Here is a 26,315-nt window from a genome sequence, read left to right as displayed (position 1 = left end):
TTGTGGTTTTACGCCCTACCCGGCCACAGCGTACAATGGCGGCTTATTCGATGAATCAGCACGGTTAATTGGCTATGGCCCGATCCAAAAGCAGCAGTCGGTGGCTCGAAGAGCACGTGAACGACCCTTTTGTTAAGCAGGCGCAGATCGACGGTTACCGGTCGCGCGCGAGCTATAAACTGCTGGAAATCAACACCAAGGACAAACTGATTCACCCCAATATGCTGGTGATGGATCTCGGCTCGGCACCCGGCGGCTGGTCGCAGGTGTCTGCGAAACTGGTCGGTCACAAGGGCCGGGTAGTGGCGTCAGATATTCTGGAGATGGATTCCATTGCCGGGGTCGAGTTCATTCAGGGCGATTTTACCGAGGAAAGCGTGTTCGATGAGATCATGGCGACGTTGGATGGCGCTCTGGCTGATGTGGTGATCTCGGATATGGCGCCCAACATCAGCGGTGTGGATGTCGCCGACCAGGCCTCCTCGATGTATCTGGTCGAGCTGGCGTTGGATATGGCGCGACAAGTGCTCAAACCGAAAGGCAGTTTTGTAGCAAAGGTGTTCCACGGTGAAGGCTACGATGAGTACGTCAAAGACTTGCGAACGTCGTTCGATAAAGTGGTGATTCGCAAACCCGATTCGTCACGGGCCCGTTCGCGGGAAGTGTATGTGGTTGGCAAGGGCTTTAAGGGATAAGAGAAACAGTCCCGATCGTCATCGAGACTGTTTGGGTGGTTAATCGGTGATGGGTGCCAGTCGGTTCGGGCCGTCAGGTATGCTCCTTGAAGACACGCCGTAAACCGATACCAGTCCCATCCGTGGGACTGGCCCTTGCGGGCTCGCTTCGCTCATGCCAAAACGCTCCTGGCGTTATGGTCCCTGGGGGCTCGAATGCCGCATCCATGCGGCATCACGGTCTTCAATGAGCATACCTGACGGCCCTTTGCCTGAGTTGCCGCCCTTTAATTCTTAACACTCATCCAATTTAATCGTGGACAATGGCCGTCTGATGCGGCCTTTCCAAAGCAAGGCCTTTTCAATACTCTAGCGACACTCAAATTATTCGAGCTTTGGAGTTGGCAGCCAACTTAGTGCCAGATGCCGGGTGTGCCTATTCGGGGAAGTCCGCAGCATGGATGCTGCGGCCTAGGCTCCATGGAAGGATTTACGCCGACCCCGAATAGGCACAGCCGGTGTCTGACACGGACTCCAGGCAGACAAACTGAAACGAACCAGAAAGGTGAACCGGTGGCTCAATACGTTTTTACCATGAACCGCGTCGGCAAAGTTGTACCGCCGAAACAGGAAATTCTGAAAGACATTTCGTTGTCGTTCTTCCCCGGAGCGAAGATCGGTGTGCTTGGCCTGAATGGGTCGGGTAAGTCGACCTTGCTGCGCATTATGGCCGGGGTCGATAAAGACTACATCGGTGAGGCACGGCCCCAGCCGGATCTGAACATCGGTTACCTGCCGCAGGAGCCGGAGCTGGACGAGACTAAGACGGTGCGCGAGATTGTGGAAGAGTCTCTGGCGCATTTAAAAGATGCCCAGGTTCAGTTGGAAGCGGTCTATGCCGCCTACGCCGAGCCGGATGCCGATTTTGAAAAGCTGGCTACCGAACAGCAGAAACTGGAAAACATTCTGGCCGCGGCCGATGGCCACAACCTGGAAAACCGGCTGGAAATCGCGGCCGAGGCGTTGCGCCTGCCACCCTGGGACGCGCCGGTGAAGAACCTCTCCGGGGGTGAGCGTCGCCGGGTGGCGTTGTGCCGCCTGTTGCTGTCGAGCCCCGACATGCTGCTGCTTGATGAGCCAACCAACCACCTCGACGCCGAATCCGTCGCCTGGCTGGAGCGCTTTCTGCACGAATTCACCGGCACCGTGGTGGCCATTACCCACGACCGGTACTTCCTCGACAACGTGGCCGGCTGGATTCTGGAACTGGACCGCGGGCACGGCATTCCGTTCGAAGGCAACTACAGCCAGTGGCTGGAAAATAAAGAAAAGCGTTTGGAGATGGAATCCAAACAGCAGCAGTCGCATGATAAAGCGGTCAAGTCTGAGCTGGAATGGGTTCGCCAGAACGCCAAGGGGCGTCAGGCCAAGTCGAAGGCACGTTTGCGCCAGTTTGAAGAGCTCAGTTCAAAAGAGTTTCAGACCCGCAACGAAACCAATGAAATCTACATTCCGCCTGGCCCACGCCTGGGCGATAAAGTGTTTGAGATTGAAGGCGTCTCGAAGACGTACAACGGCAATCTGCTGTATGAAGATCTGAACTTCGTGGTACCACCGGGCGCCATTGTCGGCATTATTGGTGGTAACGGCGCGGGTAAGTCGACGCTGTTCCGGATGATCGCCGGGCAGGAAACACCCGATTCCGGCAACATCACGGTCGGGGAAACGGTTGATCTGGCGTTTGTCGGGCAGATGCGTGAGCTCGACGACAGCAAAACGGCCTGGGAAGAAATTTCCGACGGTCAGGACCTGATTTCCGTAAATGGCTATGAGATTCCGTCGCGCGCCTACCTTGGTCGCTTCAATTTCAAGGGCAACAGTCAGCAGAAATACGTGAAGCAGTTGTCGGGCGGGGAGCGTAACCGTTTGTTCCTGGCCAAGCTGCTGAAACAGGGCGGCAACGTGTTGCTGCTTGACGAACCGACCAACGATCTCGACGTTGAGACCTTGCGGGCTCTGGAGGAAGCCATTCTGGCGTTCCCGGGTGCTGTCATGGTGATCTCGCACGATCGCTGGTTCCTCGACCGGGTCGCGACGCACATTCTGGCGTTTGAAGGTGACTCCAACGCCGTGTTCTTTGAAGGCAACTTCACCGAGTACGATGCGGACTATCACAAACGGACCGGTAACCAGGGTCCGAAACGCATCAAATACAAACGCATCAAGTAAGCGTATCGTATAGCAACCAGGCTCAGCGTACGTTTTTAACCGTGAGCTGAGCCACCCGGTCAGGCCTGCAGGTCTGCCCGGGTGACCCGCCCCGTATTACGAGGAAGACCATGAGCGCAAAGACCGGCCCTTTGACCGGCCAGAAAACCCCGCTGGCAAAAAAACTCGGCCTTTTGGTCGGCCTTGGCTTCTGTTCCGGCATTCTGCTGGCGGTGGCGGTTTGGCTACTGAGCCTGAACATCCCCATGATCAGCGGCATGATGGGGCTGCTGTGTACCATTGGCAGCCTGGCCTTGCTGGTCGCGACGTTTCGGGTCTATGCGGCGATTACGCTGTCATTGGCCCAGAATGACCAGAAACATCTGCAAAATGCGCTGATTCAGGCCAAAGACATGCTCGACACCAGTAAACAGCTGCGTGACGACCATATTCTGCTGCAAAGCGTCTACAACAACCTGACCTTCCCGGTCTGGCTGAAAGACCGCTTTGGCCGTTATCTGGTGGCCAACAGCTCGCTGACCAATCAATGGTGCGATGGGGCCGATGTGCAAGGGAAAACCGATGCCGATGTGCTGCATGCCCAATTGGCCGAGGTGTTTATGGCGTCGGACGAACAGGCGCTGAGCTCGGGCCGCCATCAGGTTCTGGAACTGAAGATGGATCTGACCGGCCAGCCTTCGCGCTGGTACCGCATTGAGCGCCACCCTCTGGTTGGCGAGAACGAGGCCATTGTCGGCGTGCTCGGTTTTGCCATCGACATTACCGGTTACAAGGTCTCCGATGAACAACTGCGCGCCGACCAACTGGTCGACCCGGTCACGCATTTTGCCAACCAGCAAGGGATGCGCCGTTTCATCGATGACCACGATGAAGAGATCGACGACCTCTGGTGCCTGCACGTCGACATCGACCACTTTAAAGTGCTGAATGACAGTATGGGTACAGCCGCGGGCGACCAATTGCTGACGCAGTTGTCGCAGCGCCTGAAACACCACAGCGACGAGGACGATTTTCTCGCCCGCGTCGGTGCCGATGAATTCGTGCTGTTCTGGTATGGCACCGAAGTGCCGTCTGACGACGACCGCGATGAACGCCTGAAAGACCTGCATCTGCAATTGAACCAGCCGTTTTCCATCGGTGAGAGCAGCTACAGCTTTACCGTCTCGATCGGTGCCGCAAGAGCCCCCGGGCATGGCATGACCGCCAACGAACTGCACCAGAACGCGGGCATTGCGCTGTTCAACGCCAAGAAAAAAGGCCGCAACCAGGTGCACTGGTACCACAGCGATTACGAAGACCAGGCTCAGCGCCGGCTGCGTAAGGCGCAAATGTTGAAGAACGCGCTCAAGCAGCAGGATCTGGAAGTGCACCTGCAACCGCGCATCGATTGCCGCACCGGAGAAATTCTGGCGCTGGAATGCCTGGCGCGACTCCAGGGTGAAGAAGGCGACCTGATCTACCCCGGGCACTTCATTGAACTGGCCGAACACAACGGGTCGATTCGGGAGCTGGACCGCTGGATGCTGGAGCAGGCCCTGCTGCTGATTTCCCGGCAACTCAACGAAGGCGCACACCCGGTGGTGCTGGGCGTGAACCTGAGCGTGCAAAGCGTTAACGAAGATACCCTGCGCTACCTGGCCGCCTGGCAGGCTCGCAAACCAGACGCCATGCGCTACCTGGAAATCGAGATTACCGAGCACCACCTGCCGGACCAGAACGATGACTTCCGCAACCGGCTTGAGGCCCTGAGCGAGCTGGGTATTTCTCTGGCCCTCGACGATTTCGGTTCCGGCTATGCCAACCTGTCGAAACTGCCCGACCTGCCGTTTTCGATCATCAAACTCGACCAGAGCTTTATTCGTGACCTGCCCAACTCGGAAAAACAGAAAGCGGTGGTCAAGGCGATTGTCGATCTGTGCGCGTCGCTGTCGATCACCGTGGTGGCCGAAGGGGTGGAGACTGAAGATGAACTCAATGCCGTGGCCAAGCTTGGCTGCTTTTGCATTCAGGGCTTTGTCTATTCCAAGCCGCGCCCATTGGGCGAAGCCATTGAGTGGTTTGAACAACGCCAGATGGCGCGTCAGTAGGTCTGTGGCATTGTCCGCATGATATGAATCCCATCCATGGGATTCACCCTTCGGGCTCGCTGCGCTCATGCTAAAACGCTCCTGGCGTTTTAGTCCATGCTGCGGACTCCCTCGCAGAGGCGCCACTGGCAGCCGCCGCTAGTCACCTGAGCCAACTCCAAAACCTGGGTTAGCCACTCTGCTTCACTCAAAAACTCCCCACCTATTGCACGCCTGCCACGAATTCATTACCATGCCGCTCCCTGACTGAGACAACCCGGTCAGTTTGCGGACGTGGTGGAATTGGTAGACACGCCAGATTTAGGTTCTGGTGCCGTAAGGTGTGAGAGTTCGAGTCTCTCCGTCCGCACCATCTCAAGGTTAGATACTCCCTGTTTCATCATCACTCAATGCCTACCCCTCCTGGCATCCCCGGTTTTTTTTTGACTGAACATCCGCCCTCACTGCTGGCCATCGTTTTACTCACCGGCTTGGCTGCTTCCAGTCGCCCACAGAGTGGCCTCCCACAAAACCAGGTCTTGCAATCCTCCCGGATTCACAGGCACAATTAACATATGTTATCGAATTAACACTTGTTACCTGAGCCCTCTATGACCGAACTTGAACAACAACTGGTGGCCGCAATTCGCGCCACCCCCATGGCCACCCAGCAGCAACTGGCTGACCAGCTCGGCATCAGCCGTGAATCCGTGGCAGGCCATATCATGCGGCTGACCCGTCAGGGTGTGATTCTGGGCAAGGGCTACTTACTGCCGGATCAGGATCGCATTGTGGTGCTGGGCGGGGCGAATGTGGATCTGACCGGGCGTTGCAGTGCCTCCTACCGGCCCGGCGATTCCAACCCCGGCAGTCTGGCGCAAAGCGCAGGGGGTGTTGGCCGCAACATCGCCGAGAACCTCGCTCACCTGGGCCACGACGTGACCCTGATTACCTTGCTGGGCAATGACAGCAATGGCGACTGGCTGCAGCAGCGCATTGCTGCTGCCGGTATTCGCACCGATGGCCTGCTGCGCCACCCGAGCCTGCCCACCAGCACCTACCTGGCCATGAACGATCACGATGGCCAACTGATTGGCGCGCTCGCCGACATGGGCATTACCGATGCCCTGACGCCCGAGGCACTGGCGCCACTGCGCTCGACGCTGGTCGCTGCCGATGCAGTGGTTGTTGAGGCCAATGTGCCTGAGGCGACATTGGCCTGGCTGGCAACGCTGCCGTTAAAGGGCGCGCTCTACGCCGATGCCGTCTCTACCGCCAAAGCCCCCAGACTCAAACCCTTGCTCGCGCATCTGAATGTGCTGAAGGTCAACCAGTCGGAAGCCCGTGCGTTATTGGGCCAGGAAGACACCGACGCGGAAGCCCTGTCGAACCGATTGATCAGCGAAGGGGTTAAAACGGTGGCGCTGAGCCTCGGCAGTAACGGCTTGTTGCTCAATACCGCCAGCAACCAACACCAGCAGGGCATTTACCCAACTCACATAGCGAGCGATACCGGCGCCGGCGACGCCCTCATAGCCGGCATCATTCATGCCGACCGGGCTGGCTGGACACTGTTACACCAGGCCGCATTCGGCCTGGGCTGCGCCGGGCTGACGCTTGAGTCCGCCGGCGCCAACCATCCCCAACTTACTGAAACCAAAGTCAACCAATGGATTCTCGACCGATGAACGCATACCTCGACATCAAACCCGAAGTCGCCGAAGCACTGGCCAACGGCCAGCCCGTCGTCGCGCTGGAAAGCACCATCATCTCTCATGGCATGCCCTGGCCGGATAACGCCACCACCGCCAAGGAAGTGGAACAGATTATTCGTGATGCCGGCGCGGTGCCTGCCACCATCGCCATCATCAATGGTCGCCTGAAAGCAGGGTTGACCTGCGACGAAATCGATGTCCTGGCGAAGGCCGGGCATAGCGTCGCCAAGTGCTCACGCCGCGACCTGCCCTATGTTGTCGCCCGCGGTGAGCACGGGGCGACCACCGTTGCTGCCACCATGATCATCGCCGACATGGCCGGTATTCGCGTGTTTGCCACCGGTGGCATAGGCGGTGTGCACCGCGGTGCGCAACAAAGCTTTGATATTTCAGCCGACCTTCAGGAACTGGCGCATACCTCGGTTGCTGTGGTGTGCGCTGGCGCCAAGTCAATTCTCGACCTGGGTCTGACCCGCGAGTATCTGGAGACTCAGGGCGTGCCGGTGCTGGGTTACCAAACCGATTCACTGCCTGCTTTCTACACCCGCATCAGTGACCATGGCGTTGATTACCGCCTCGACAGCGACACCGACATAGCCGCTTTTCTAAACGCCAAGTGGGGCATGAACCTGGCCGGTGGCGTGGTGATCGCCAACCCGATTCCCGAAGCCTACGCCATGGATCCGGCGACGATCCAGGCCGCTGTTGATCAGGCCTTGGCCGAGTCGGTCGATCAGGGCATCAGCGGCAAGGAATCAACGCCTTTCCTGCTGGCCCGGGTGGCTGAGCTGACGGGCGGCGACAGCCTGGCCAGCAACATTCAACTGGTGTTCAACAACGCCCGGCTGGCCGCAGGCATCGCGCGGGCACTGATCGCCTGACCGACCGCCGTTCAACCAGGCACTTCCTCGTAAAAGCCCCCGGTTTGATCAAATCGGGGGCTTTTTTGTCAATTTCTACTAAACTGTCTCTATATCCCGATTCACCGTTGCACAAGGCTGCACGGCTGGCTAGTTTATTGCTACGATCACTACAATCATTTATGCGACGAAGTCTTTCACTTCGGCGCTGCTCCAAAACAGTGCGTCGCTCTGCGGCAAGGCACCCATTGGAGACCAGGGATTGGAATGTGCTGTTGCGGACGGGATGTCGTTAACTCAAAAAAACAGAAAAGGTTAACGTTTCAATGCAGACCCACCCCTTAGTTCGACGACTCGCGTTAGTGTGCGCTTGTGCCCTTCCGGTATCGTTGTTTGCCGAAGACCTGCCACGCATCAACCTTTACACCGAAAACTACGGTACCTTCAACTACAGCCTCGAAGGCGCCGCCTACGAACACGACATTGAAGACATCGGCGGCACGGCGACTGAAATCGTCGGGCAATTGTTTGCCGAAGCCGATATCGACTTCAAACTGAGGTTGCGAACCTGGTCGGTCTCTTATGGACGGGCGCTGGAAAGGCCCAATTACGGGGTCTATTCGACGGCGCGCACCGAGTCACGCGAAGATTTGTTTGAATGGGTCGGCCCGGTCGGACAATACAGCTGGATCCTGCTGGCCAAAACGGGCCACCGATTGTCGATCGACAACCTCACTGATTTGCGCGGGCTGCGTGTAGGCGGTTATCAAGGCGACGCCGCAACGACCTTTCTGCAAGAGCAGGGCTATGAGGTCTCGACACTGCCCAATGAATCACTCAACGCCCAGCGCCTGGCCAACGATCTGATCGATGTGTGGATCACGTCTGACATCAATGGCTACAAGATCGCCGAAGAAAGCGGCTATCCGGATGTTGAAGAAGCATTTCGCATTCGTACCGTGGGGTTGTATCTGGCGATGAACCCGGAGACTGACCCCCGTGTCATCAACGCCCTGAATACGGCTTACGATGATCTGACGGCGCGGGGCGAAATCGCCTTCGATTGAGCACGACAGGAAAAGGGATAGCTTATGGGCGGTCGACTGATCACGCTGGTGCTGATCACTCTACTGGCGGCTTGCAGCAGCCTGCAACCGGCAGGAACATCGGACCCGGCGGTTGCAACACCGGCCATTACGCTGCCCCTGGTCGCCAGCTGGTATAACGGTAAGGTCTACTATTACGTGACCACCGATGCCTGGCCCAGATCCATGGCCATCGCCAAGGGCGCGAACCACACGCCCCGTTTTCAGGATGCCTTGCCTCCAAGGCCGAAACCGCCCGGCCTGAAAACGGTGCTGGAACGCGTTTATACCTTTCCCGGGGGTGAGCAAATCAATGTCATTCCCTCTGCCCCCGAACCCATTGGCCCGGCCAGCAATAATCAGCCGTACAGCCCTGTCTGGCAAATGGTTGAGGTGCGCTGGCTAAGATCGGAGCAACAGCAGGAGTTGACGTCAGAGGCGCAATTGCTCGACGCCGAGGCAGCCGGTTGGGTAGAGTTGACGGTCACGGACATAGTGGTGAACTGCGCCGTCGTCGCCGATGCGCAAGGCAACCGGCTGCCTGGCAGCCAGTTGCACGGCCTGCCCGATCAGCCCCGGTAGTAGCGCTGCTCAACAAAGGGCATGCGGCTAACCGTCATGGGCAGGCGCTTGCCACGAACTTCGGCGAACACCTCGGTTTCCAGGGCGCTGCAGGCCGTTTCGACGTATCCCATGGCTACGGAGGCTTCAGCACTCGGGCCGAAGGTTCCACTGGTGACGACGCCGATGCGATCGCCTTCGGCGTTGTACAGCTCCGTGCCTTCACGCACGGGCGCTCTGCCGGTACCGATCAGGCCCACTCGCTTGCGCTGCCAGTCTTTGTTCGCGATTTGCGCCAGAATCACGTCTGCACCCAAAAACCCGCCCGGACGCTCGCCATCGGCGCGTCGCGGTTTAGATATGGCCCAGATCAGGCTGCCTTCCAGCGGCGTGGTGGTGGTATCAATGTCGTGGCCGTACAAACACAGGCCGCTTTCGAGGCGCAGTGAATCACGGGCGCCCAGGCCAATGAGTTCGACCTCGGGCTCAGCCAGAAACCGGCGCACCAGCCGGTCGGCATCGGCGGCCGGAATGGAAATCTCATAGCCGTCTTCACCGGTATAGCCACTGCGTGAGACGAAGCATTCAACCCCATCAAGCGTAACCTGCCAGTTATCCATAAACACCATTTTGGCCACGGCTGGCTCATACCGCGCCAGCACTTCTACGGCCTTCGGGCCTTGTAAGGCAACGAGCGCCCGGTCATCGAGCCGCTCGAGCGTGACGCCACTACCCAGGTTCGCTTGCAGATGCGCGATGTCGGCCTCTTTGCAGGCGGCATTGACGACCAGGTACAGGCAGTCTTCGTAGCGGGTCACCATCAGGTCATCCAGAATGCCACCGGTCTCGCTGGTGAAAATGGCGTAACGCTGCTTGCCCACAGGCAAGTCGATGATGTCGACCGGCACCAGTTTTTCCAGCTCAGCCGCCGCCTGCTCACCGTGCAATTTCAGTTGCCCCATGTGCGATACATCAAACAAACCCGCCGCATGGCGGGTATGCAGATGCTCCTGCTTTACCCCAAGCGGATACTGAACCGGCATGGAGTAGCCGGCGAACGGCACCATACGGGCACCCATTTCAATGTGCAGGTCCGTTAACGGGGTCGTTTTCAAAGAGTCTGTGTTATCAGTCATAGATCACCTGTTGGCGGTTGAGCAGCCCGGAAGCCCATTCAAAAAAGTAGAGTGAACCGCATAATGCAACAACAACACCGTGTTTCCAATAGGAAACTCGAGAAAGTCAGTGGCAAGCTCCGGAGTTCGTTATATTCAGTGCCAGTGGTCCGTGCGAGATGCCGGGTATCCCTCTCTGGGGTCGGCGTAAATCCATCCATGGAGCCTAGACCACAGCATCCATGCTGTGGACTACCCCAGAGAGGGATACCCGGCACCACGCACTCAATCCTGTGGGAACTCCTTTGATCGACAGCCCCAATGAAAACTCATTTAATCCACACTGAATTAAGGTCCATCAGACCAGCGACGGCGGGTGGGTAATGGTTTGGCGGGACGTCGGTCCCCATGGATGGGGACCGCCGAGCTTACACGGACGTACTTGCAGCGACCCGCCAAACCATTACCCACCTGCCATAGCGGACTCCTGGCAAAGTAGGTTATTCAACCCGCCCCAATGAAGCCTCCCAGCCACCCATTAGGCAGTCACCCACAACACCTCAGCATCCTGCTCGCTGGTAGAGACCAGGGCGTGGCCCATGGTGCAGTCGTAATAGGCGGAGTCGCCTTCGTTGAGGGTGACGGGTTCGTAGAACTCGGTGTAGAAGAGGATTTCGCCCGACAATACGTAGAGGAACTCTTCGCCCTCGTGACGGATCCATTCATCGAATTCATCAAAGGTGCGGGTATGCACCCGGGTGCGAAACGGCACCATTTTCTTTTGCGTCAGCTGGGTGGCGAGCAGTTCGTGCTCATAGGTGGGCGTGGGGTGCGGTTTGCCCTCACCTTTGCGAGTGATGTCGCGCCGGCCCCCGGCACTGGCTCCGGTGCGTGGCTGGGCGAACAGTTGCGGAATATCGATGCCCAGGCCGTGTACCAGCTTGTTGACCGCGCTGAACGTTGGTGAAATCTGTTCGTTTTCGATTTTCGACAGCGTCGACCGGGCCAGTCCGGTGCGCTTGCTGGCTTCTTCCAGAGTCAGGTTCTGGCTGAGGCGAATTGCGCGCACACGCTGCCCCAGCTGCAAGGGCTCCAGTGTGGCTTCAGTCGCGCTTTTACGCGCAATGCGCATGGCTTTGGTCTCGCTCTCGTCGGCTGTTGCCTGCTTGAGAAAATGAGGTTCGTCTGACATGCGCTTCGGGGCTCGCTGCAAAGGTGGGTGGTTAGCGGTATGGCGTCGAGTATCGCACAGGCACCTCAGGCAGGGAACGCTCGGTCCCCGATGCTCTGCTCTTGTTTCCTATAAGAAATATTTGTTGTCAACGCGAAAGGCCGTTGCTACCCTTTAATCAAATTATTACTGGCAACCCCAACTACTGAATACGGGTTACCTGCGCAAACCGGCGTCCGCGCCGGTTTTGTGTTTCCGGGCTTGCCAAACCTGACCTTCAGATCAACTTTCGAGGATACTCCGATGACCGCCATCCCGACCGAACTGAGATACGCGAAAAGCCACGAATGGGTGCGCGATAACGGCGATGGCACCGTCTCCGTGGGCATTACCGACCATGCACAGACTCAGCTCGGCGATGTGGTGTTTGTGGAATTGCCGGAAGTCGGCCAGGAACTGAGCGCCGGTGGTGAGTGTGCCGTGATCGAATCGGTCAAGGCGGCCAGCGATATCTACAGCCCCATTTCAGGCACTGTGACCAGCATTAATGAACAGCTTGAAGACGCGCCCGAAACCATAAACGAAGCCTGCTACACCGATGGCTGGATCTTTACCCTGACGCCCAGCGACGATTCAGAACTGGACGCCCTGCTGACGGCGGATCAGTACCAGGCAAGTACTACTTCGTCGGACGCTTAGCCGCGTCCGATTTGGAGGTTGGTTTTACTATGGTGCCTGGTTCCCGTGTCAGGCACCGGGTATGCCGCTCCGGGGTCGTACGGGATGCCGCCCACTCAACCCATCCATGGGGCCTAGACCGCAACATCCATGTTGCGGAATTCCCCGGATCGGCATACCCGGCACCTGACACTCAGTTGATTGCAAAGTCAGAACTTAACATCGACAGGCACTTTTTTTACTGTCAGTTCCACTCTCTTACCCCGAGGCACCCTCATGAACGCCAAGTTGCCACTTACCCGTAAACCCCTCGCCCAACTGGTCGGTGCCAGCTTTACCCAGCGCCATATCGGACCGGATGCGGCTGAACAGGCTTCCATGCTGAATACACTCGATCTGGCGACCGTCGGTGAACTGATCGACCAGACAGTCCCGGGTGCCATTCGGTTGCAACGCCCGCTCGCCGTCGAGGCAGGCCTCAGTGAAGTCGAGGCGCTGGCGGAATTGAAAGAGATTGCCGGGCAAAACCAGGTGTTTCGTTCTTACATCGGCCAGGGGTATTACAACACCCAACTGCCAGCCGTGATTGTGCGTAACGTGCTGGAAAACCCGGCCTGGTACACCGCCTATACACCCTACCAGCCTGAAATCTCCCAGGGTCGGCTCGAATCGCTGCTGAATTTTCAGCAGATCATCATGGATCTGACCGGGTTGGACCTGGCCAACGCCTCCCTGCTCGATGAAGCCACAGCCGCCGCCGAAGCGATGACACTGTGCCAGCGCGCCAACCGCCGCTGCAAGAGCAATGTCTTCTTTGTGGCCGACGATGTGCACCCGCAAACACTGGCCGTGCTGGAAACCCGCGCCGAGCATTTCGGGTTTGAACTGGTGGTCGCGCCGGCCGCTGCCATCAGCGAACACAACCCCTTTGGCGCTTTGTTCCAGTACCCCGGAACCGACGGCCAGATTGCCGATTTGGGGACGCTGATTGCCAGTGCCAAGGCACAGGGGGCCATGGTTGCAGTGGCCAGTGATTTGCTGGCGCTGATGCTGCTCAAATCACCCGGTGAGCTGGGCGCTGACATCGTATTGGGTTCCGCGCAGCGCTTTGGCGTGCCCATGGGCTACGGTGGCCCGCACGCGGCTTTCTTTGCTGCCCGTGAAGACCTGAAACGCCAGGTGCCGGGGCGCATCATCGGCGTGTCGGTCGACACCCGGGGCAATACTGCCCTGCGCATGGCGATGCAGACCCGTGAGCAACACATTCGCCGTGAAAAGGCGACGTCGAATATCTGTACCGCTCAGGCATTGCTTGCCAACCTGGCTGCCTTTTATGCGGTGTATCACGGCCCGGAAGGCCTGACCGCCATTGCTGAACGGGTGCATCGCCTGACCGGTATTCTGGCGCTGGGTTTGCAGCAAAAGGGTATTAGCGTGCCGACTTCGTACTTCGACACTCTGGCGCTGACCGGCTTCGATGCCAGCGTTCATGACCGCGCGCGCGGCAAGTCGATGAATCTGCGTGACTTTGGCGACGGTCGTATCGGCATCAGCCTGGATGAAACCACGACCGAGGCCGATGTGCTCGACCTGTTCCGGGTGTTGCTCGGCGACAACCACGGGTTGTCTGTCGCTGAACTGGATGCGCAGTTGCTGGCGGACACTACACCTGGCACGGCACCCGGTATCGACCCGGCCCAGCGCCGCAACGATGCCGTGCTCAGCCACCCGGTGTTTAACCGTCACCACAGCGAAACCGAGATGTTGCGGTACATTCGTTCGCTGGAAAACAAAGATTACTCGTTGGTTCACGGCATGATTCCGCTCGGCTCCTGCACCATGAAACTGAACGCCACTGCCGAAATGATTCCGGTGACCTGGCCGGAATTTGCCAACATGCACCCCTTCGCGCCCGTCGACCAGGCACAGGGCTATGCCCGCTTGCTAGCCGACCTGGAGCGGGACCTGGCTGAGATCACCGGCTACGATGCCATGTCGCTGCAGCCTAACTCAGGGGCCCAGGGTGAATACGCTGGCTTGCTGGCGATACGTCGCTACCAGCAGGCCAATGGCGAAGGCCAGCGCACGGTGTGTCTGATTCCCGCCTCGGCCCATGGCACCAACCCGGCCTCCGCCGCGATGATGAGCATGGACGTGGTGATCGTGAATTGTGACGATGAAGGCAACGTCGACCTGGCCGATTTGCGCGCCAAAGCCGAAGCCGCGGGCGATAAGCTCTCGGCCTGCATGATTACCTATCCCTCTACGCATGGTGTGTACGAGGAAGGTGTGCGTGAACTGTGCGACATCATTCACCAGTTTGGCGGCCAGGTGTATCTCGACGGTGCCAACCTGAACGCCCAGGTGGGCCTGACTCAGCCCGGGTTTATCGGTTCTGATGTCTCACACCTGAACCTGCATAAAACCTTTGCCATCCCGCATGGCGGTGGCGGCCCGGGTATGGGCCCTATTGGCGTAAAAGCGCATCTGGCGCCTTACCTGCCGGGCCACAGTGAAACCGAAGGCTCGGGCGCAGTCTCGGCGGCACCTTACGGTTCGGCTGGCATTCTGCCGATCACCTGGATGTACAACCGCATGCTGGGTCATGAAGGGCTGCGTCAATCGTCTGAAATCGCCATTCTCAATGCCAACTATGTCGCAGAGTGTCTCAAAGACGACTACCCCGTACTGTACCGGGGCCGTAACGGCCGGGTCGCCCACGAGTGCATTCTGGACATTCGCCCATTGAAAGCAGACACCGGCATTACCGAGGAAGACATTGCCAAGCGATTGATGGACTATGGCTTTCACGCCCCCACCATGAGCTTTCCGGTGCCAGGCACCTTGATGATCGAGCCGACAGAATCGGAATCACAGGCTGAGCTGGACCGGTTTATCGAAGCCATGAAAGGCATTCGCGCTGAAATAGAGGCGGTCAAATCGGGCCAGTACAGCGAAGAGCAGAGCCCGTTGCGTCACGCGCCGCACTCGCAACTGGATCTGATTGGTGAGTGGGACCGGCCCTACAGCCGCGAGCAGGCGGTATTCCCGACTGCGGCCACGCTTGCGGCCAAATTCTGGCCTGCCGTAAACCGGGTCGACAACGTACATGGTGATCGCAATTTCATGTGCAGCTGCCCGAGCATCGACAGCTACCGCACACCCTGATAGTAAATGGTTAAACTCACTAAATGCAGGCCGCAGCTGCGGCCTGCATGAATCGATGCTACATTAGATAGACACTTGATTATTGCAGTAATCTGCTTTGTGTCATGCCTGAACCGTTATCGCCCTTCTCGCCTGGGCTGAACAAGCCCAACCCCGATTCATCCGGTTTATTTCTGGCGGTTTCTCACGCGGCTCGCTATCTGGGTTCCGAGCGGGGGTGGCGACATGGTATCGCCGATTTCCTGGCGGAACTGGGAGAGGCCACGTCGTCTAATCGGACCTGGATGTTTGAAGTACTCGACCAGGGGCCGAACCATTACGTCACCAGCTTTCTTTATGAATGGGCGTCAGAACCACAATATTCCGAAATTAATGACCCGCGCTTTAATGAGCATCGCGTGGAGGTCGGCAATGAAGACATTCGCTCGCTTTATCAGTCGCGTTTGAACGGTGACGTGCTCAGGCACAACATCGCGACGGTGGGCCCTTTTTTACAGTACGAGTTCGAGGTTCAGAACATTAAGTCGATGCTGACCATCCCCATCATGGTCGATGGTGCCTGGTGGGGAATTCTCGGTTTCGACGATTGCGACGCCCCGCGCGACTACTCCGACAGCATGGTCGCCGCCCTCGAAGTTGCTGCCACTCTGATCACCAACGGCATACTGCGCGAGCGCCTGGAATGGGAGGTCAATCACGATCACCTGACCGGACTGCACAACCGCCGCGCTCTGATTCAACGCATTGAACGTGCGTTGAAAACGTCGCCGGATCTCGGGTCACTGATCATTATCGACCTTGATGACTTCAAGCGCATCAACGATACGCTCGGCCATCAGGCCGGTGACGCTGCCCTTAAATCAGTGGCCACTGCGTTGAAGTCAGCGCTACCCAAAGAAGCGACACTGTCACGATTTGGGGGCGAGGAATTTGCGCTCTGGTTACCGGCAGATGGAAAGACGGCAAGCTCACTGGCCGAAACGCTGCGTGAAAAGCTCGAACAGCACAGCATCACCTGGAAGAACACCCGGCTAGCTATCCGTGCCAGTTTTGGCGTTGCGCAAATGCGCCCCTGCCCTCACCACGAAACTACTCAGACCTTATTCGACAAGGTCTTCGCCCGGGCCGACCAGGCCTTGTTTGAGGCCAAAGCCAGCGGGCGAAACCGGGTCGTGTATCACGACTGACAACTACCTCGCCGAGCCCAGCTTGAACTGGCTGGCCAATTCCTGCAATTCGACGCCCAGACGACTGAGCTCCTGATTCGACTGCAACGTTTCTTCACTGGCTGTTGCCGCTTGACCGACGATACCAGCGATCACGCCCAGTACCGACCCGGTGTTGTCGCTGTCTTCTTTCAGTTCAACAATCGCCTGAGCAGCCTCTTTCACTTCATCGGCAAGATCTTCGGTCTGCTTGATGTTGTTGCGCACCAGGCTGCCGCCTTCGCGAGTAAGCTGTTCGCACCCTTGCGCCGAGCCGGAGGCTTCCTCGGCATTCTGCGCGCCTTCCCGGGTCGTGGCTGTCATTTCATTCATGGCCGACGCGACCTGGTCCGTCTCATTTTTTTGTTCGGTGATAATTTTGGTATTCTCCTGGGCGACCGCCGACATCTGCTCACTGGCTGATGCCAGTTGGGCAGTGCCCGACCCAAGACGAGCGATCTATTTCACTCGTTTCTATTTTTTCGAAGTTCAATAACGAATACTCTTCTTAACGTAAAAAGCCTTTGTAGAAAGGACTTCAGTGACATCAGTGATGGTGGACAGCCAAAACGCGCAGGGCAAGGCGCTGTGTTCGCTAACTCACATTACGCGCCTACCTCACCCTTGCCTTAGTCCAGCCATAAACAGTGCGGCAAGCGAACCTGGCGCTCAACTTAGCGCTTAAACCGATTGACCAGCTCGTCCAACTGCTGGGCAACCTTGTGTACCTGCCCGATTCGTTCAGCCGCGTGGGTCGACAAATCGCTGTTGCTGGAAGCCAGGTTAGAGATCGTCACAATTTGCTGGTTAATTTGTTCCGACACCTGTGCCTGCTCTTCAACGGCGGCGGCCATTTCCTGAGACATGCTCGCTATGCCATCTACCGAGGCGGCAATGCTGTCCAGTTTATCTGACGAAATAGCGACCTGTTTCAGCCCTTCTTCCGCGTCTTTCTGGCCTTCACTGGCAACCGTAATGGCCTGTTTCGCCCGGTTCTTAAGCTCTGCAATAATAGAGTGAATTTCCTGGGTCGACCCCTGCGTCCGTTGTGCCAGTTGACGCACCTCATCAGCCACAACGGCAAAGCCGCGACCCGATTCACCCGCCCGCGCGGCTTCGATTGCCGCGTTAAGCGCCAGCAAGTTGGTCTGTTCAGCAATTTGCTCAATGATTTGAGCAGCGCCCATGATGGTTTCGGTTTGTTTCGACAAGTCGCCAACCGCCTGGCTGATGCCATCGACCTTGGCTTTCAAATGCTCAATCGCCTGATGCGTTTTACGCGAGACCGATGCACCCTCTTTCGCCAGACCCCTGGCTTCTTCGGCTTTATGAGCCGTTTGCTGCACATGGTCGGAGACTTCATTAATGGTCGCTGTCATCTGGTTCATTGCGGCGGCAACCTGGTCAGACTCGTCCTGTTGCTTGCGCATTTCAGCCTGGGCCTCACTGGCCATACTTAAGGCTTCAGAGGCATCTTTCTCTGCTCGAATCGACGCATCCTGTATCCGCGTCAAAACGGTATCGAGGTGCGCCTGTTCACTCATAATGGCGACTTTCAGGCGACCCAGATCGCGGGCATCGTCTGTGTAACTTTTAACAGCCAGATCGTGTTTGAACGATTTTTCCAGCAAGGTGTTGAGCCCTGCCATCAGCGAACGTCTGGACAGCACCCACCATGCAGATAAGCTAGCCAGTGCCCCCACCACCAAACCATAGGCAATCGTAGGCTGGCCCGAGGCAAACAGTGCCAGTGACGCCAGAACAACAGCAGCCGTCGCGATGGTTTGCCGGGGTGGAAACGCCGGCCCTGGTTTAAAGCCTGACTTTTTGATCCGGCCGTAGAGTTTTTCAGCTCGCTCTATGTCGCTGCGCTCTGGAACCCGGCGAACCGATTCATAACCAATGACAGTACCGTTGTCGGTGACGGGTGTGACATAGGCATTCACCCAATAATAGTCGCCGTTTTTACAGCGGTTCTTAACCAGACCCATCCAGGGTTGATTGGCCTTCAGGTGCGACCACATAACCTCGTAGGCTTCAGACGGCATGTCGGGGTGACGGATGATGTTGTGGGGCTGGCCAATGAGTTCTTCACGGGTAAAACCACTGACGCGTTCGAAGGCATCGTTGCAGTGCTTAATTCGACCTTTCAGGTCGGTAGACGAAATCAGTTTTTCGTCGGTTGAAAAAGTGATTTCCTTATCGGTAACCGGTTGATTGTTTCTCACAGCACACTCCGTTGCACATTGCAGACTGATACACTATAGGTTTCGGCACTCCGAAAAACGGTGTTCTGATGCCAAAACCCGGGTTGAAATATCCTACAAACCGTCGAACTTGCCCTGAGAATCATCTACATAGTTCAAGATACGCACAGCACTGAGACTCGACGACCTCTGGGTTTTCGGCGCGCCTGTTAAAACCTTAAACAGACGATAGCTCAAAGCACGCGCTTTTCTTGCGAAACTCAAAAAGCCACCGATTAGGCACAAGCAGTAACATGTATAGATCAGGCTACAGCAATGCGCAAAGGTGATTAGTCGGCTGACCAGGATTAAGGGTAATGCGGGAGAAGTGACTCTCAAGAGAAGCGGGTGCCTTATCGTTCGGGACTTGGGTTCAGGGTTCGGACCCCCTCACGATACCCAGCCGCGGAGCAATAGAGTAGCCTGCGTTGACAGTGCCAACTCCACCTCCTTCGGCTTGAGTACCGATAAAACTTGCATAAAACACGACTAGCTCGACCCGAGTTGAAATTTGCCGGAAAGCTCCTGCAGGTCGACACCCAGTCGACTCAGTTCCTGATTCGCCTGCAGGGTCTCCTCACTGGCCGTTGCTGACTGATCGGCGGATTCCGAGATGGTCAGAATGCTTCTGTTGATCTCTTCGGCTACGGCGCTTTGTTCCGTGACCGCCGCCGCTATCTGCTGGTTCATTGCCTGTATCTGAGTAACCGCCGCAGTAATCGACTTGAACGCCTCACGAGCTTGGGTTGCCGGGCCTTTGGTCGCCTCAGCCCGCTCGGAACTTAACTTCATTTTCTCAGCCGTTTGCTCCGCATTTTTCTGCAGATTGTTGATCAGCGCTTCAATCTGCTCGGTAGAGTCCTGGGTACGCTTAGACAGCCCGCGCACTTCATCCGCCACTACCGCAAAGCCTCGTCCGGCTTCGCCAGCACGGGCCGCTTCAATGGCCGCGTTCAACGCCAGCAAATTCGTTTGCTCGGCAATGCCGGCGATCACATCCAGCACCGTACCGATCTTATCGCAGTCAGCCTTAAGCTCTATGATCGCCTGAGTGGCAGCGGCAACCTCGTCGGCCAGTTCTTCGGTCTGCAGAATATTGTTGCGCACCAGCTCACCGCCTTCACGAGTCAACTGCTCGCATTGCTCGGCAGAACTGGAGGCCTCTTCGGCGTTCTGCGCGACTTCGCGCACCGTGGCCGTCATCTCGTTCATGGCCGTCGCCACCTGGTCAGTCTCATTTTTCTGCTCGGTAATCAGGCGGGTATTTTCCTGGGCAACCGCTGACATTTGCTCACTGGAAGAGGCCAACTGAGTGATGCCCTCTCCCAGTCGTCCGATCAACTGCTGCAGACTCTGAATAGTGGCATTGGTACTTGTCATCAAAACGCCAATCTCATCGGATCGTTTGGTAACCAATACCTGATCGAGATTGCCGGCCGCCAGCTCCTTCATTACTGCGACCAGCTGCGAGAGAGGTTTGCTGATCATCGCGGTGATCACAATGGTAATGAGCACCCCCAGCACAAGCGCGATCAAAGCCGCTGCGATAATCACTAATTCAGCTCGCTGAATGATCTGAGTGATCTCAAACTCCCGCGCCTGCGCGTACTCGTTGATGACCTCCTCCAAATCACGTGCACTGGTGAGCAACGCTTCGTTAAACTGATCCATTTCAGCGTCACTGGCGTTGTTTTGCATACCTTCAATCAAAAGTTCGAAGTCAGCTTCATAAGACTCCAAATCTTCAAAAACCGTCATCATGACTGTTCGGGTAACTGGATCATCCGTTGTATCCAACATGAAATTCGCTTCGTTACGAATATCGTCCAGCAACACTTCCTTTTCATCGAGATAACGCTGTTGTTGCCGGATAATATAGTTCTTTTCGGCAATCCGGGCATTGGCCATGCGTGCGCTTAATGAATCCAGCAATCTCAATCGCTGGTATTCTTCAGCAACCACATTGAGGTTCTGGAACCCGGTAACCGCAATACTGACGGTCAGCAGAAGGATTAATCCAAAACCGGCAAAGAGTTTCATGCGCGTTGACAGGTTATATATAGGCTGGGTTAATCGATCGATCATCTCTTCTGTCCTGCTTAATAATCTGGTGAAACACCTTGATTCACCTACTCTTTTAAGCCTATCAGCTAAAAACACACAGTGGAGGCTAGGCTAATGGGTCACATTTTACGCTGGACAGTCTTACCGACATTTTCCTGACGATCGAAACTCAGCAAGGGTTCAAAAATGTGACAGTTTTTGCCCGGAACTCAACTAAGAGTCTCCAGGCAATAAAGAAAGTCTCATTTATCGATACTCAGCAACCCCTTCCGAGCAGCTGGAAAATCGCTGTGTAAATTAGTAATCCAAGGTGATTTAAGTCTTATAATGTGATCTGGTTCACATTTTTAATGGGATTTAATGCAGAAGTGAGCTATCGATCACGCAAGAAGCATGCGCCATTTCGGTGCGCGGCCTGGGTTTTACCTTAAATTCTCGGGGCATGATTGACCCATCAAACATCCGTTTCTTCGAAACAGTCAGGTCACTGCCTGCACAACGAATTTCAAAGCCCCTTATGGGAGGTAACGACTAAACAGGTGAACGTATTAACCTGACTCATCAGACAATTTATCTGAGCGATCTTTGGTTGTTGGGTAACCGCTTGAAATTCCAGAAGTATGCCGTAGAGTAAAAAGTGGTCCAGCAGCCCCAGGAGTCAGCACGCCACGTCTCAGCTACAGGCAAACAGCTCACCTCAGAATTCTGATTCAGCATTAGGGTCACCGAGCAAGCCGACGTAGATGTTCAATACTAAACCTGATCAGATAAAGCGAATGGTCAACCGTTCCAGCCTGACGTTTCATGCAGCACAAATCGCCATGATCGTTTCTCTACTAATGCCAGGTAGCCTCTGTGCTACTCTTCTTTCGTGGTCAGCGTGGGAACGCCCAATGGTCTAATCTGGAAGCGGTGATCAGGCTGTTATCGCAGTTCTGTGCGCGGATTATCAAGGCTGGAGCAAGTTGATGTCTATATCCTTCAAGGTAACCACCGCGATAATTTGTATGGCTTTGCTCCTTGGGCTTTCGATGTATGGGCTACAGCGATTGTTGGTTTTCGCGGAGTTCAAGCAACTTGAGGATCAATACGCCCGCCTGAATGTCGACCGGGTTTCCAACCGGTTTTCGGTTGAGCTGGCCCGGATCGACGCAACCGTTTATGACTGGTCTGCCTGGGACGATACCTACGCCTTTGCCGAAAATCGAAATACCGCCTATGTGGAATCCAACCTATACTCGGAGAACTCCGGTGACGAGCCGCGACGAGGTGGGCCAATTGGCCATGGAGTTTAATGCGCTCATGAAAACGGTTGAGCATAAAACCCGGGCACTGCATGCAACCAACCATCAACTTGAAATTAAGCATCACCACCTGGTCGACGCTCAAGCCCATTTGAAACAAGCCAATTGGGAGCTGAAATCGTTGTCGGAGAAAGATGCTCTGACTGGCCTCTATAATCGCATGGCATTGGAGCGCAAACTGACGCGAGAGTGGAGCATACTGCGCCGCAGGCAAGCGCCCATATCTATCTTGCTGATCGACATCGACCGGTTTAAGGAATACAACGACCAATATGGGCATCAGGCGGGTGACGATTGTCTGCGCCAGGTAGCTTTCGTTTTCTCCTCCATCACTCAGCGAGCTTCAGATATGGCGGCTCGCTATGGCGGTGAAGAGTTCCTGATCATTCTTCCGGGTACGGAACGTGAAAACGCTGTCCAGCTTGGCTTGCAATTAATGCGCAAAATTAAGGAAGAACACATAGTGCATGCACACAGCGAACACAATGGTTGGCTGACCATCAGCATTGGTGTCTCTTCTATCATTCCTGAGGAGGCGCTATCGGTCCGTGACCTGATTCAGAACGCTGACGAAGCCCTTTACCGCGCCAAGAAACTTGGCCGCAACCGGCTGTGCGACGGCAGCAAAGAGTTCAGTTGACCTGCCGGCAGTGAATACGGCGAAAAACGAACAAGGAAACGGGTAGCAGAGTCAGGGTTGCCGGGCGCGCACCGCGGCCCGGCAACCGCTCTCGCATCAAGCCGTGGCGGAACTGCGCGAGCGCGCAGGTCTTGGTTTGCGGCGTACGCTGGGCTTGCTGGTAGAGGAATCAGTACGGCGATCATTACGATCACCGGCTGAACGCCCCTGGCCATTGTTGCCAGACTGCGGACGCTTGGGCCGCGAGCTGCTGGCTGGGCGTTTGCTGCTGGCGCGGCCTTCGGGAACCCGCTGATCGGGCTCGAAGCCTTCAACTTCTGTGCGTTCGATACGCTGACTGGTCAGCTTCTCGATACCCGCCAGAAAATCCGCTTCGTCGGCGCTGACCAGCGAAATCGCTTTACCTGACGCGCCGGCGCGGCCGGTGCGACCGATGCGGTGCACGTAATCTTCGGCGATGTTGGGCAGGTCGAAGTTGACCACTTGCGGCAGCTGGTCGATGTCCAGACCCCGGGCGGCGATATCGGTCGCGACCAGAATGCTGACTTTACCGGCTTTGAAATTTGCCAAAGCTTTGGTACGAGCACCCTGGCTCTTGTTGCCGTGGATGGCAGCAGCACGGATGTCGTTCTTTTCCAGAAACTCAGTCAGCTTGTTGGCGCCATGCTTGGTGCGAGTAAACACCAGAGCCTGTTGCCAGCCACCGTCGTGAATCAGCTTCGCCAGCAGGGCAGGCTTGCGCTTTTTATCCACCGGGTGAACTTCCTGTGTCACCGTTGCCGCTGTGGTGTTGCGCGGCGTTACGGAGATTTCGACCGGGTCGTTCACCAGGCCTTTGGCCAGTGTGCGAATTTCCGGAGAAAATGTCGCAGAGAACAGCAGGTTCTGACGTTCTTTTGGCAGCACGGCCAGAATTTTCTTGATGTCGTTAATGAAGCCCATGTCGAGCATGCGGTCGGCTTCGTCCAACACCAGCACTTCCAGTTGCTTGAAGTTGACGGCACGCTGGTTAAACAGGTCGAGCAGACGACCCGGTGTTGCCACCAGGATGTCAGCGCCTTTGCGCAGCGCCATCATCTGTGGGTTGATTTTGACGCCACCGAAGACAACGGTTGAGCTGAGGTTCAGGTGACGGCCATAGGTGACCACGCTTTCCTGAATCTGAGCGGCCAGTTCACGAGTTGGGGTCAGGATCAGCGCACGGGTGCTGTTGCTGCGGGCACGTTCGCCATCGGCAAGACGTTGCAGCAGAGGCAGGGTAAAGCCTGCGGTTTTGCCGGTGCCCGTTTGGGCAGCGGCCATCACATCACGGCCGGACAGTACGGCGGGAATCGCCTGGGCCTGAATGGGTGACGGGGTATCGTAGCCTTGGTCAGCAACTGCTTTTTGCAGCGGCAATGACAGGCCGAGAGAGGCAAAGCTCATAGTTCGGAGGTTCTCTATTTAAAAGAAAAGATGGGTGACCCATCCTTTTAACAGGCAGGTCGCGGCGCCCGTTTTCGAGCGGCGGTGCAGCTTACAGGAAGCGACGTTACAACGCCATGATTGGGTAGTAATTAGCCAGGTGGCGTCATGAGTTAGAAATTCGCAGGGTAATTCAACCAGGTGGTTACCATAGACCAGGTGGCTGTCGGACCACCAGGTACGCCTGCTGAAGGTACGCCGTAAACCCTTCCATGGGGGCTCGAAGACAGCATCCATGCTGTCTCACGACCTCCAGAAGGCGTACCTGGTGGTCCTAAGTAGCCCCGTGGTTAACTATTCGCGAATTCCCAACTCATGTTGTTCGACTCATGAAATAGCAAATATACCCTCGCCCTTGTTAAAGGCGAGGGTTAGCCAGTGGGTGGTTATTCCTGGCAGGCAAAACTCGCCGCAGAACTCGCACGACCGCCCTGATACCGGGCTACCTGGGGGTAGGGGCATAGCTTGCGTTCGACGTCACCGAGGCGTGCCACGGCTTCTTCATTACCGGGCATTACGCTGGCGATGATGTCTTCCGGAGCGTTGTCCTGTTCAACCCAGTCGACCAGGGCGGTGAAGAAGTCGAAATCATCCACCGTAGGTCCGCCGGCACCGTGTGGCATACCGGGTACGCGGTAATATCGCGCGAAATCTTCTGCCTGGTCGTTGTTGTTGGCGTCGAGCTTCTGGTACCAGTTTGTGGTGTCATTGACCGAGAACACCGGGTCGCTGACTCCGTGGAAAATGACCATCTTGCCGCCCTGCGCCTGAAAATCGGTCAGCATTGGGTTTTCCGAGTCGGGCGGGGTCATGTAGTCCATGGCGGATTCTGAGTAGCGCTCGGTGGTGGCGTAAATTTTGGGCGCATCGCTGTCGAAATCGAAGTCGAGCAGGTACTGCTCAAGTGCCTGCGGCGTTCCGGCGACCTCGGTTGGCGGGGTGGTAAACAGTTGTGCCAGAGAAGCGGCACCCATGACGCCGATCAGTGGTTGGTTATTCCAGGGCGGGATCGGCGTTTCCAGTTTCCAGAAGCGCCAGTCACCGGAGCCGATGCCAGAATCCCAGGGCCAGTCGCTGTACAGGGGTACGCCCTGAGAGTTGGTTGGTCCGGCGTGAATGGCTTTCAGGGCTGCGACCTGGGCGGCGCTAAGGCAACCTTCGGCCATGGCGGCATCGCACTGCAATGATTCGATGTTGAAGGCTGTTTGGCAGGCGTCTGTGTCGCCGATGTAGCCGTCTTCGAGTCCGTCCAGGTCATCGCAAGCGGCGAGAATGCCGTCGGCTACCCGGGTTAGATCGTCGCGTGAATAGGCGGTTCGTACGTCGCCGTTGATGGCTTTGAATGCCTGGATATCCCAGGCATGTTGCACGGCGGCCCGCGGCAGGTTCAGACCGGGGTAGCCAACCAGGAAACCATCGAATGCTTCGGGCATGCGCGTCGCAGCGACCAGGGCGTGACGACCGCCGTTGGAGCCACCAACACCGTAGGCGTATTCAATGGTGTCGTCGTAAAACCTCTCAACCATGGCTTTGGCCAGCGGGTCCAGCTTGCTGACGGCCGAGTAGCCGTAATCACGACGGGCTTCGGGATCGAACCCGAACCGCGCGCCTCCGGCCAGGCCTGCCTCGGGATTCGCATCACCGCTGTGCCCGGCATCACTGGAGACGACGGCATAACCGCGGCGCAAAGCGGTGTCGGATTCATCACCGCCTTTCAGCTCACCCACGGCAGGAACGACGGAGCCATCGTTGCCGCCATTGAACTGGTGCACAAACCGCTGGTTCCATTGTGAGGGCAAGCGCAGTTCGAAGTTGATGGCGTAGTCGTTGCCGTCCACGCCGGTATGGGCGTGAGTGGCACCTGTTATGTGGCAGTGTTCGATGCCAAACGTTTCACTGTTTGCCACAAACTCGATTCCGGTGACGGTTAAGTCTGCCGTGTCGAGTGCCGCAGCGCTGTTGTCAGTGCAGGCCAGACTCGCCGCAAAGGCGGGGGCTGAACCGGCCAGACACAAACCGGTTATCAGGGTTTTGGTCAGTTTCATACTGTTGTCCTTTTGTTTTTATTGA

At 56.7% G+C, this 26,315-nt stretch carries 18 protein-coding genes, 1 tRNA gene and 1 pseudogene; 13 read left to right on the top strand and 7 right to left on the bottom strand.

Annotation, left to right across the window (positions count from 1 at the left end; all coding sequences use genetic code 11):
- The first annotated feature begins 74 nt into the window (after positions 1–74).
- From rlmE to G565_RS23630, 8 genes are all read left to right on the top strand, one after another.
- Positions 75–695, top strand: a complete 621-nt coding sequence (gene rlmE, locus G565_RS0109325; protein ID WP_028670681.1) for a 23S rRNA (uridine(2552)-2'-O)-methyltransferase RlmE — start codon at positions 75–77, stop codon at positions 693–695.
- A 552-nt stretch (positions 696–1,247) separates the two neighbouring features.
- Positions 1,248–2,903 (top strand): energy-dependent translational throttle protein EttA, encoded by a 1,656-nt coding sequence (gene ettA / locus G565_RS0109320; protein ID WP_028670680.1) that lies wholly within the window; start codon positions 1,248–1,250, stop codon positions 2,901–2,903.
- 110 nt (positions 2,904–3,013) lie between these two features.
- On the top strand, positions 3,014–4,990 hold the full coding sequence (locus G565_RS0109315; protein WP_028670679.1) for a putative bifunctional diguanylate cyclase/phosphodiesterase: 1,977 nt from the start codon (positions 3,014–3,016) through the stop codon (positions 4,988–4,990).
- 267 nt (positions 4,991–5,257) lie between these two features.
- Positions 5,258–5,342, top strand: a tRNA-Leu gene (locus G565_RS0109310).
- A gap of 238 nt (positions 5,343–5,580) precedes the next feature.
- Entirely contained in the window at positions 5,581–6,657 is a 1,077-nt protein-coding gene (locus G565_RS0109305; RefSeq protein ID WP_028670678.1) for a PfkB family carbohydrate kinase, read from the top strand.
- The gene (locus G565_RS0109300) at positions 6,654–7,565 is read left to right on the top strand and encodes a pseudouridine-5'-phosphate glycosidase (protein ID WP_028670677.1); all 912 of its coding nucleotides are present in this window, start codon (positions 6,654–6,656) and stop codon (positions 7,563–7,565) included. The genes G565_RS0109305 and G565_RS0109300 overlap by 4 nt, the downstream gene beginning before the upstream one ends.
- A 305-nt stretch (positions 7,566–7,870) precedes the next feature.
- Positions 7,871–8,611 carry a substrate-binding periplasmic protein gene (locus tag G565_RS0109295; protein ID WP_084649311.1) on the top strand — a complete coding sequence of 247 codons (741 nt, stop codon included), beginning with the start codon at positions 7,871–7,873 and terminating at the stop codon, positions 8,609–8,611.
- Between the two features lie 24 nt (positions 8,612–8,635).
- On the top strand, positions 8,636–9,211 hold the full coding sequence (locus G565_RS23630; protein ID WP_051207689.1) for a DUF7482 domain-containing protein: 576 nt from the start codon (positions 8,636–8,638) through the stop codon (positions 9,209–9,211).
- On the opposite strand, the gene gcvT is transcribed toward G565_RS23630, so the two are convergent.
- The gene (gene gcvT, locus G565_RS0109285; protein WP_028670675.1) at positions 9,199–10,326 is read right to left on the bottom strand and encodes a glycine cleavage system aminomethyltransferase GcvT; all 1,128 of its coding nucleotides are present in this window, start codon (positions 10,324–10,326) and stop codon (positions 9,199–9,201) included. The genes G565_RS23630 and gcvT overlap by 13 nt on opposite strands.
- A gap of 517 nt (positions 10,327–10,843) precedes the next feature.
- Complete coding sequence (locus G565_RS0109280) at positions 10,844–11,437, bottom strand: helix-turn-helix domain-containing protein (RefSeq protein ID WP_037338540.1); 594 nt, start codon at positions 11,435–11,437, stop codon at positions 10,844–10,846.
- A gap of 342 nt (positions 11,438–11,779) precedes the next feature.
- Between G565_RS0109280 and gcvH the strand changes: the two genes are divergently transcribed.
- The 3 genes from gcvH to G565_RS0109265 all read left to right on the top strand — a co-directional run bounded on the left by gcvH (position 11,780) and on the right by G565_RS0109265 (position 16,509).
- Positions 11,780–12,175 (top strand): glycine cleavage system protein GcvH, encoded by a 396-nt coding sequence (gene gcvH / locus G565_RS0109275; RefSeq protein ID WP_028670673.1) that lies wholly within the window; start codon positions 11,780–11,782, stop codon positions 12,173–12,175.
- 255 nt (positions 12,176–12,430) lie between these two features.
- Positions 12,431–15,322 carry an aminomethyl-transferring glycine dehydrogenase gene (gene gcvP / locus G565_RS0109270; RefSeq protein ID WP_245584159.1) on the top strand — a complete coding sequence of 964 codons (2,892 nt, stop codon included), beginning with the start codon at positions 12,431–12,433 and terminating at the stop codon, positions 15,320–15,322.
- Positions 15,323–15,426: 104 nt separating this feature from the next.
- The gene (locus G565_RS0109265; protein ID WP_028670671.1) at positions 15,427–16,509 is read left to right on the top strand and encodes a GGDEF domain-containing protein; all 1,083 of its coding nucleotides are present in this window, start codon (positions 15,427–15,429) and stop codon (positions 16,507–16,509) included.
- Between the two features lie 3 nt (positions 16,510–16,512).
- Here the strand turns inward: G565_RS0109265 and G565_RS0109260 are convergent, their stop codons facing one another.
- The 3 genes and pseudogenes from G565_RS0109260 to G565_RS27705 all read right to left on the bottom strand — a co-directional run.
- Positions 16,513–16,860: a hypothetical protein gene (locus tag G565_RS0109260; RefSeq protein ID WP_157600039.1), complete on the bottom strand. Its 348-nt coding sequence runs from the start codon at positions 16,858–16,860 to the stop codon at positions 16,513–16,515.
- A gap of 341 nt (positions 16,861–17,201) precedes the next feature.
- On the bottom strand, positions 17,202–18,755 hold the full coding sequence (locus tag G565_RS0109255; RefSeq protein WP_028670669.1) for a methyl-accepting chemotaxis protein: 1,554 nt from the start codon (positions 18,753–18,755) through the stop codon (positions 17,202–17,204).
- Positions 18,756–19,262: 507 nt separating this feature from the next.
- Positions 19,263–20,258 (bottom strand): annotated as a pseudogene (locus tag G565_RS27705) (methyl-accepting chemotaxis protein); the annotation flags it as partial.
- A gap of 1,586 nt (positions 20,259–21,844) precedes the next feature.
- On the opposite strand from G565_RS27705, the gene G565_RS0109245 reads away from it, so the two are divergent.
- Together G565_RS0109245 and G565_RS23625 are read left to right on the top strand one after the other, a co-directional pair.
- Positions 21,845–22,132, top strand: a complete 288-nt coding sequence (locus tag G565_RS0109245) for a CHASE4 domain-containing protein (RefSeq protein WP_169579634.1) — start codon at positions 21,845–21,847, stop codon at positions 22,130–22,132.
- Positions 22,089–22,781, top strand: a complete 693-nt coding sequence (locus tag G565_RS23625) for a GGDEF domain-containing protein (RefSeq protein WP_169579633.1) — start codon at positions 22,089–22,091, stop codon at positions 22,779–22,781. The genes G565_RS0109245 and G565_RS23625 overlap by 44 nt, the downstream gene beginning before the upstream one ends.
- A 96-nt stretch (positions 22,782–22,877) precedes the next feature.
- Here the strand turns inward: G565_RS23625 and G565_RS0109235 are convergent, their stop codons facing one another.
- Both G565_RS0109235 and G565_RS0109230 read right to left on the bottom strand, forming a co-directional pair.
- Complete coding sequence (locus G565_RS0109235) at positions 22,878–24,206, bottom strand: DEAD/DEAH box helicase (protein ID WP_028670666.1); 1,329 nt, start codon at positions 24,204–24,206, stop codon at positions 22,878–22,880.
- 425 nt (positions 24,207–24,631) lie between these two features.
- Positions 24,632–26,290: a tannase/feruloyl esterase family alpha/beta hydrolase gene (locus tag G565_RS0109230; RefSeq protein WP_157600038.1), complete on the bottom strand. Its 1,659-nt coding sequence runs from the start codon at positions 26,288–26,290 to the stop codon at positions 24,632–24,634.
- Between the last annotated feature and the right edge of the window lie 25 nt (positions 26,291–26,315).

Source organism: Saccharospirillum impatiens DSM 12546 (assembly GCF_000423605.1).
Classification (GTDB): Bacteria; Pseudomonadota; Gammaproteobacteria; order Pseudomonadales; family Natronospirillaceae; genus Saccharospirillum; species Saccharospirillum impatiens.
The sequence above is the reverse complement of the archived record's forward strand: the minus strand, read 5'-3'. Positions and strand labels throughout refer to the sequence as shown.

Bases quoted from the DNA above. Each gene is read 5' to 3' on its own strand.
- G565_RS23630 (WP_051207689.1), top strand. From the start codon at position 8,636: ATGGGCGGTCGACTGATCACGCTGGTGCTGATCACTCTACTGGCGGCT.
- G565_RS0109245 (WP_169579634.1), top strand. From the start codon at position 21,845: ATGGCTTTGCTCCTTGGGCTTTCGATGTATGGGCTACAGCGATTGTTG.
- G565_RS0109300 (WP_028670677.1), top strand. From the start codon at position 6,654: ATGAACGCATACCTCGACATCAAACCCGAAGTCGCCGAAGCACTGGCC.
- gcvP (WP_245584159.1), top strand. From the start codon at position 12,431: ATGAACGCCAAGTTGCCACTTACCCGTAAACCCCTCGCCCAACTGGTC.
- G565_RS0109315 (WP_028670679.1), top strand. From the start codon at position 3,014: ATGAGCGCAAAGACCGGCCCTTTGACCGGCCAGAAAACCCCGCTGGCA.
- gcvT (WP_028670675.1), bottom strand. From the start codon at position 10,326: ATGACTGATAACACAGACTCTTTGAAAACGACCCCGTTAACGGACCTG.
- G565_RS0109235 (WP_028670666.1), bottom strand. From the start codon at position 24,206: ATGAGCTTTGCCTCTCTCGGCCTGTCATTGCCGCTGCAAAAAGCAGTT.
- rlmE (WP_028670681.1), top strand. From the start codon at position 75: ATGGCCCGATCCAAAAGCAGCAGTCGGTGGCTCGAAGAGCACGTGAAC.
- gcvH (WP_028670673.1), top strand. From the start codon at position 11,780: ATGACCGCCATCCCGACCGAACTGAGATACGCGAAAAGCCACGAATGG.
- G565_RS0109265 (WP_028670671.1), top strand. From the start codon at position 15,427: ATGCCTGAACCGTTATCGCCCTTCTCGCCTGGGCTGAACAAGCCCAAC.
- G565_RS0109230 (WP_157600038.1), bottom strand. From the start codon at position 26,290: ATGAAACTGACCAAAACCCTGATAACCGGTTTGTGTCTGGCCGGTTCA.
- G565_RS0109305 (WP_028670678.1), top strand. From the start codon at position 5,581: ATGACCGAACTTGAACAACAACTGGTGGCCGCAATTCGCGCCACCCCC.
- G565_RS0109295 (WP_084649311.1), top strand. From the start codon at position 7,871: ATGCAGACCCACCCCTTAGTTCGACGACTCGCGTTAGTGTGCGCTTGT.
- G565_RS0109260 (WP_157600039.1), bottom strand. From the start codon at position 16,860: ATGAATGAAATGACAGCCACGACCCGGGAAGGCGCGCAGAATGCCGAG.
- G565_RS0109280 (WP_037338540.1), bottom strand. From the start codon at position 11,437: ATGCGCATTGCGCGTAAAAGCGCGACTGAAGCCACACTGGAGCCCTTG.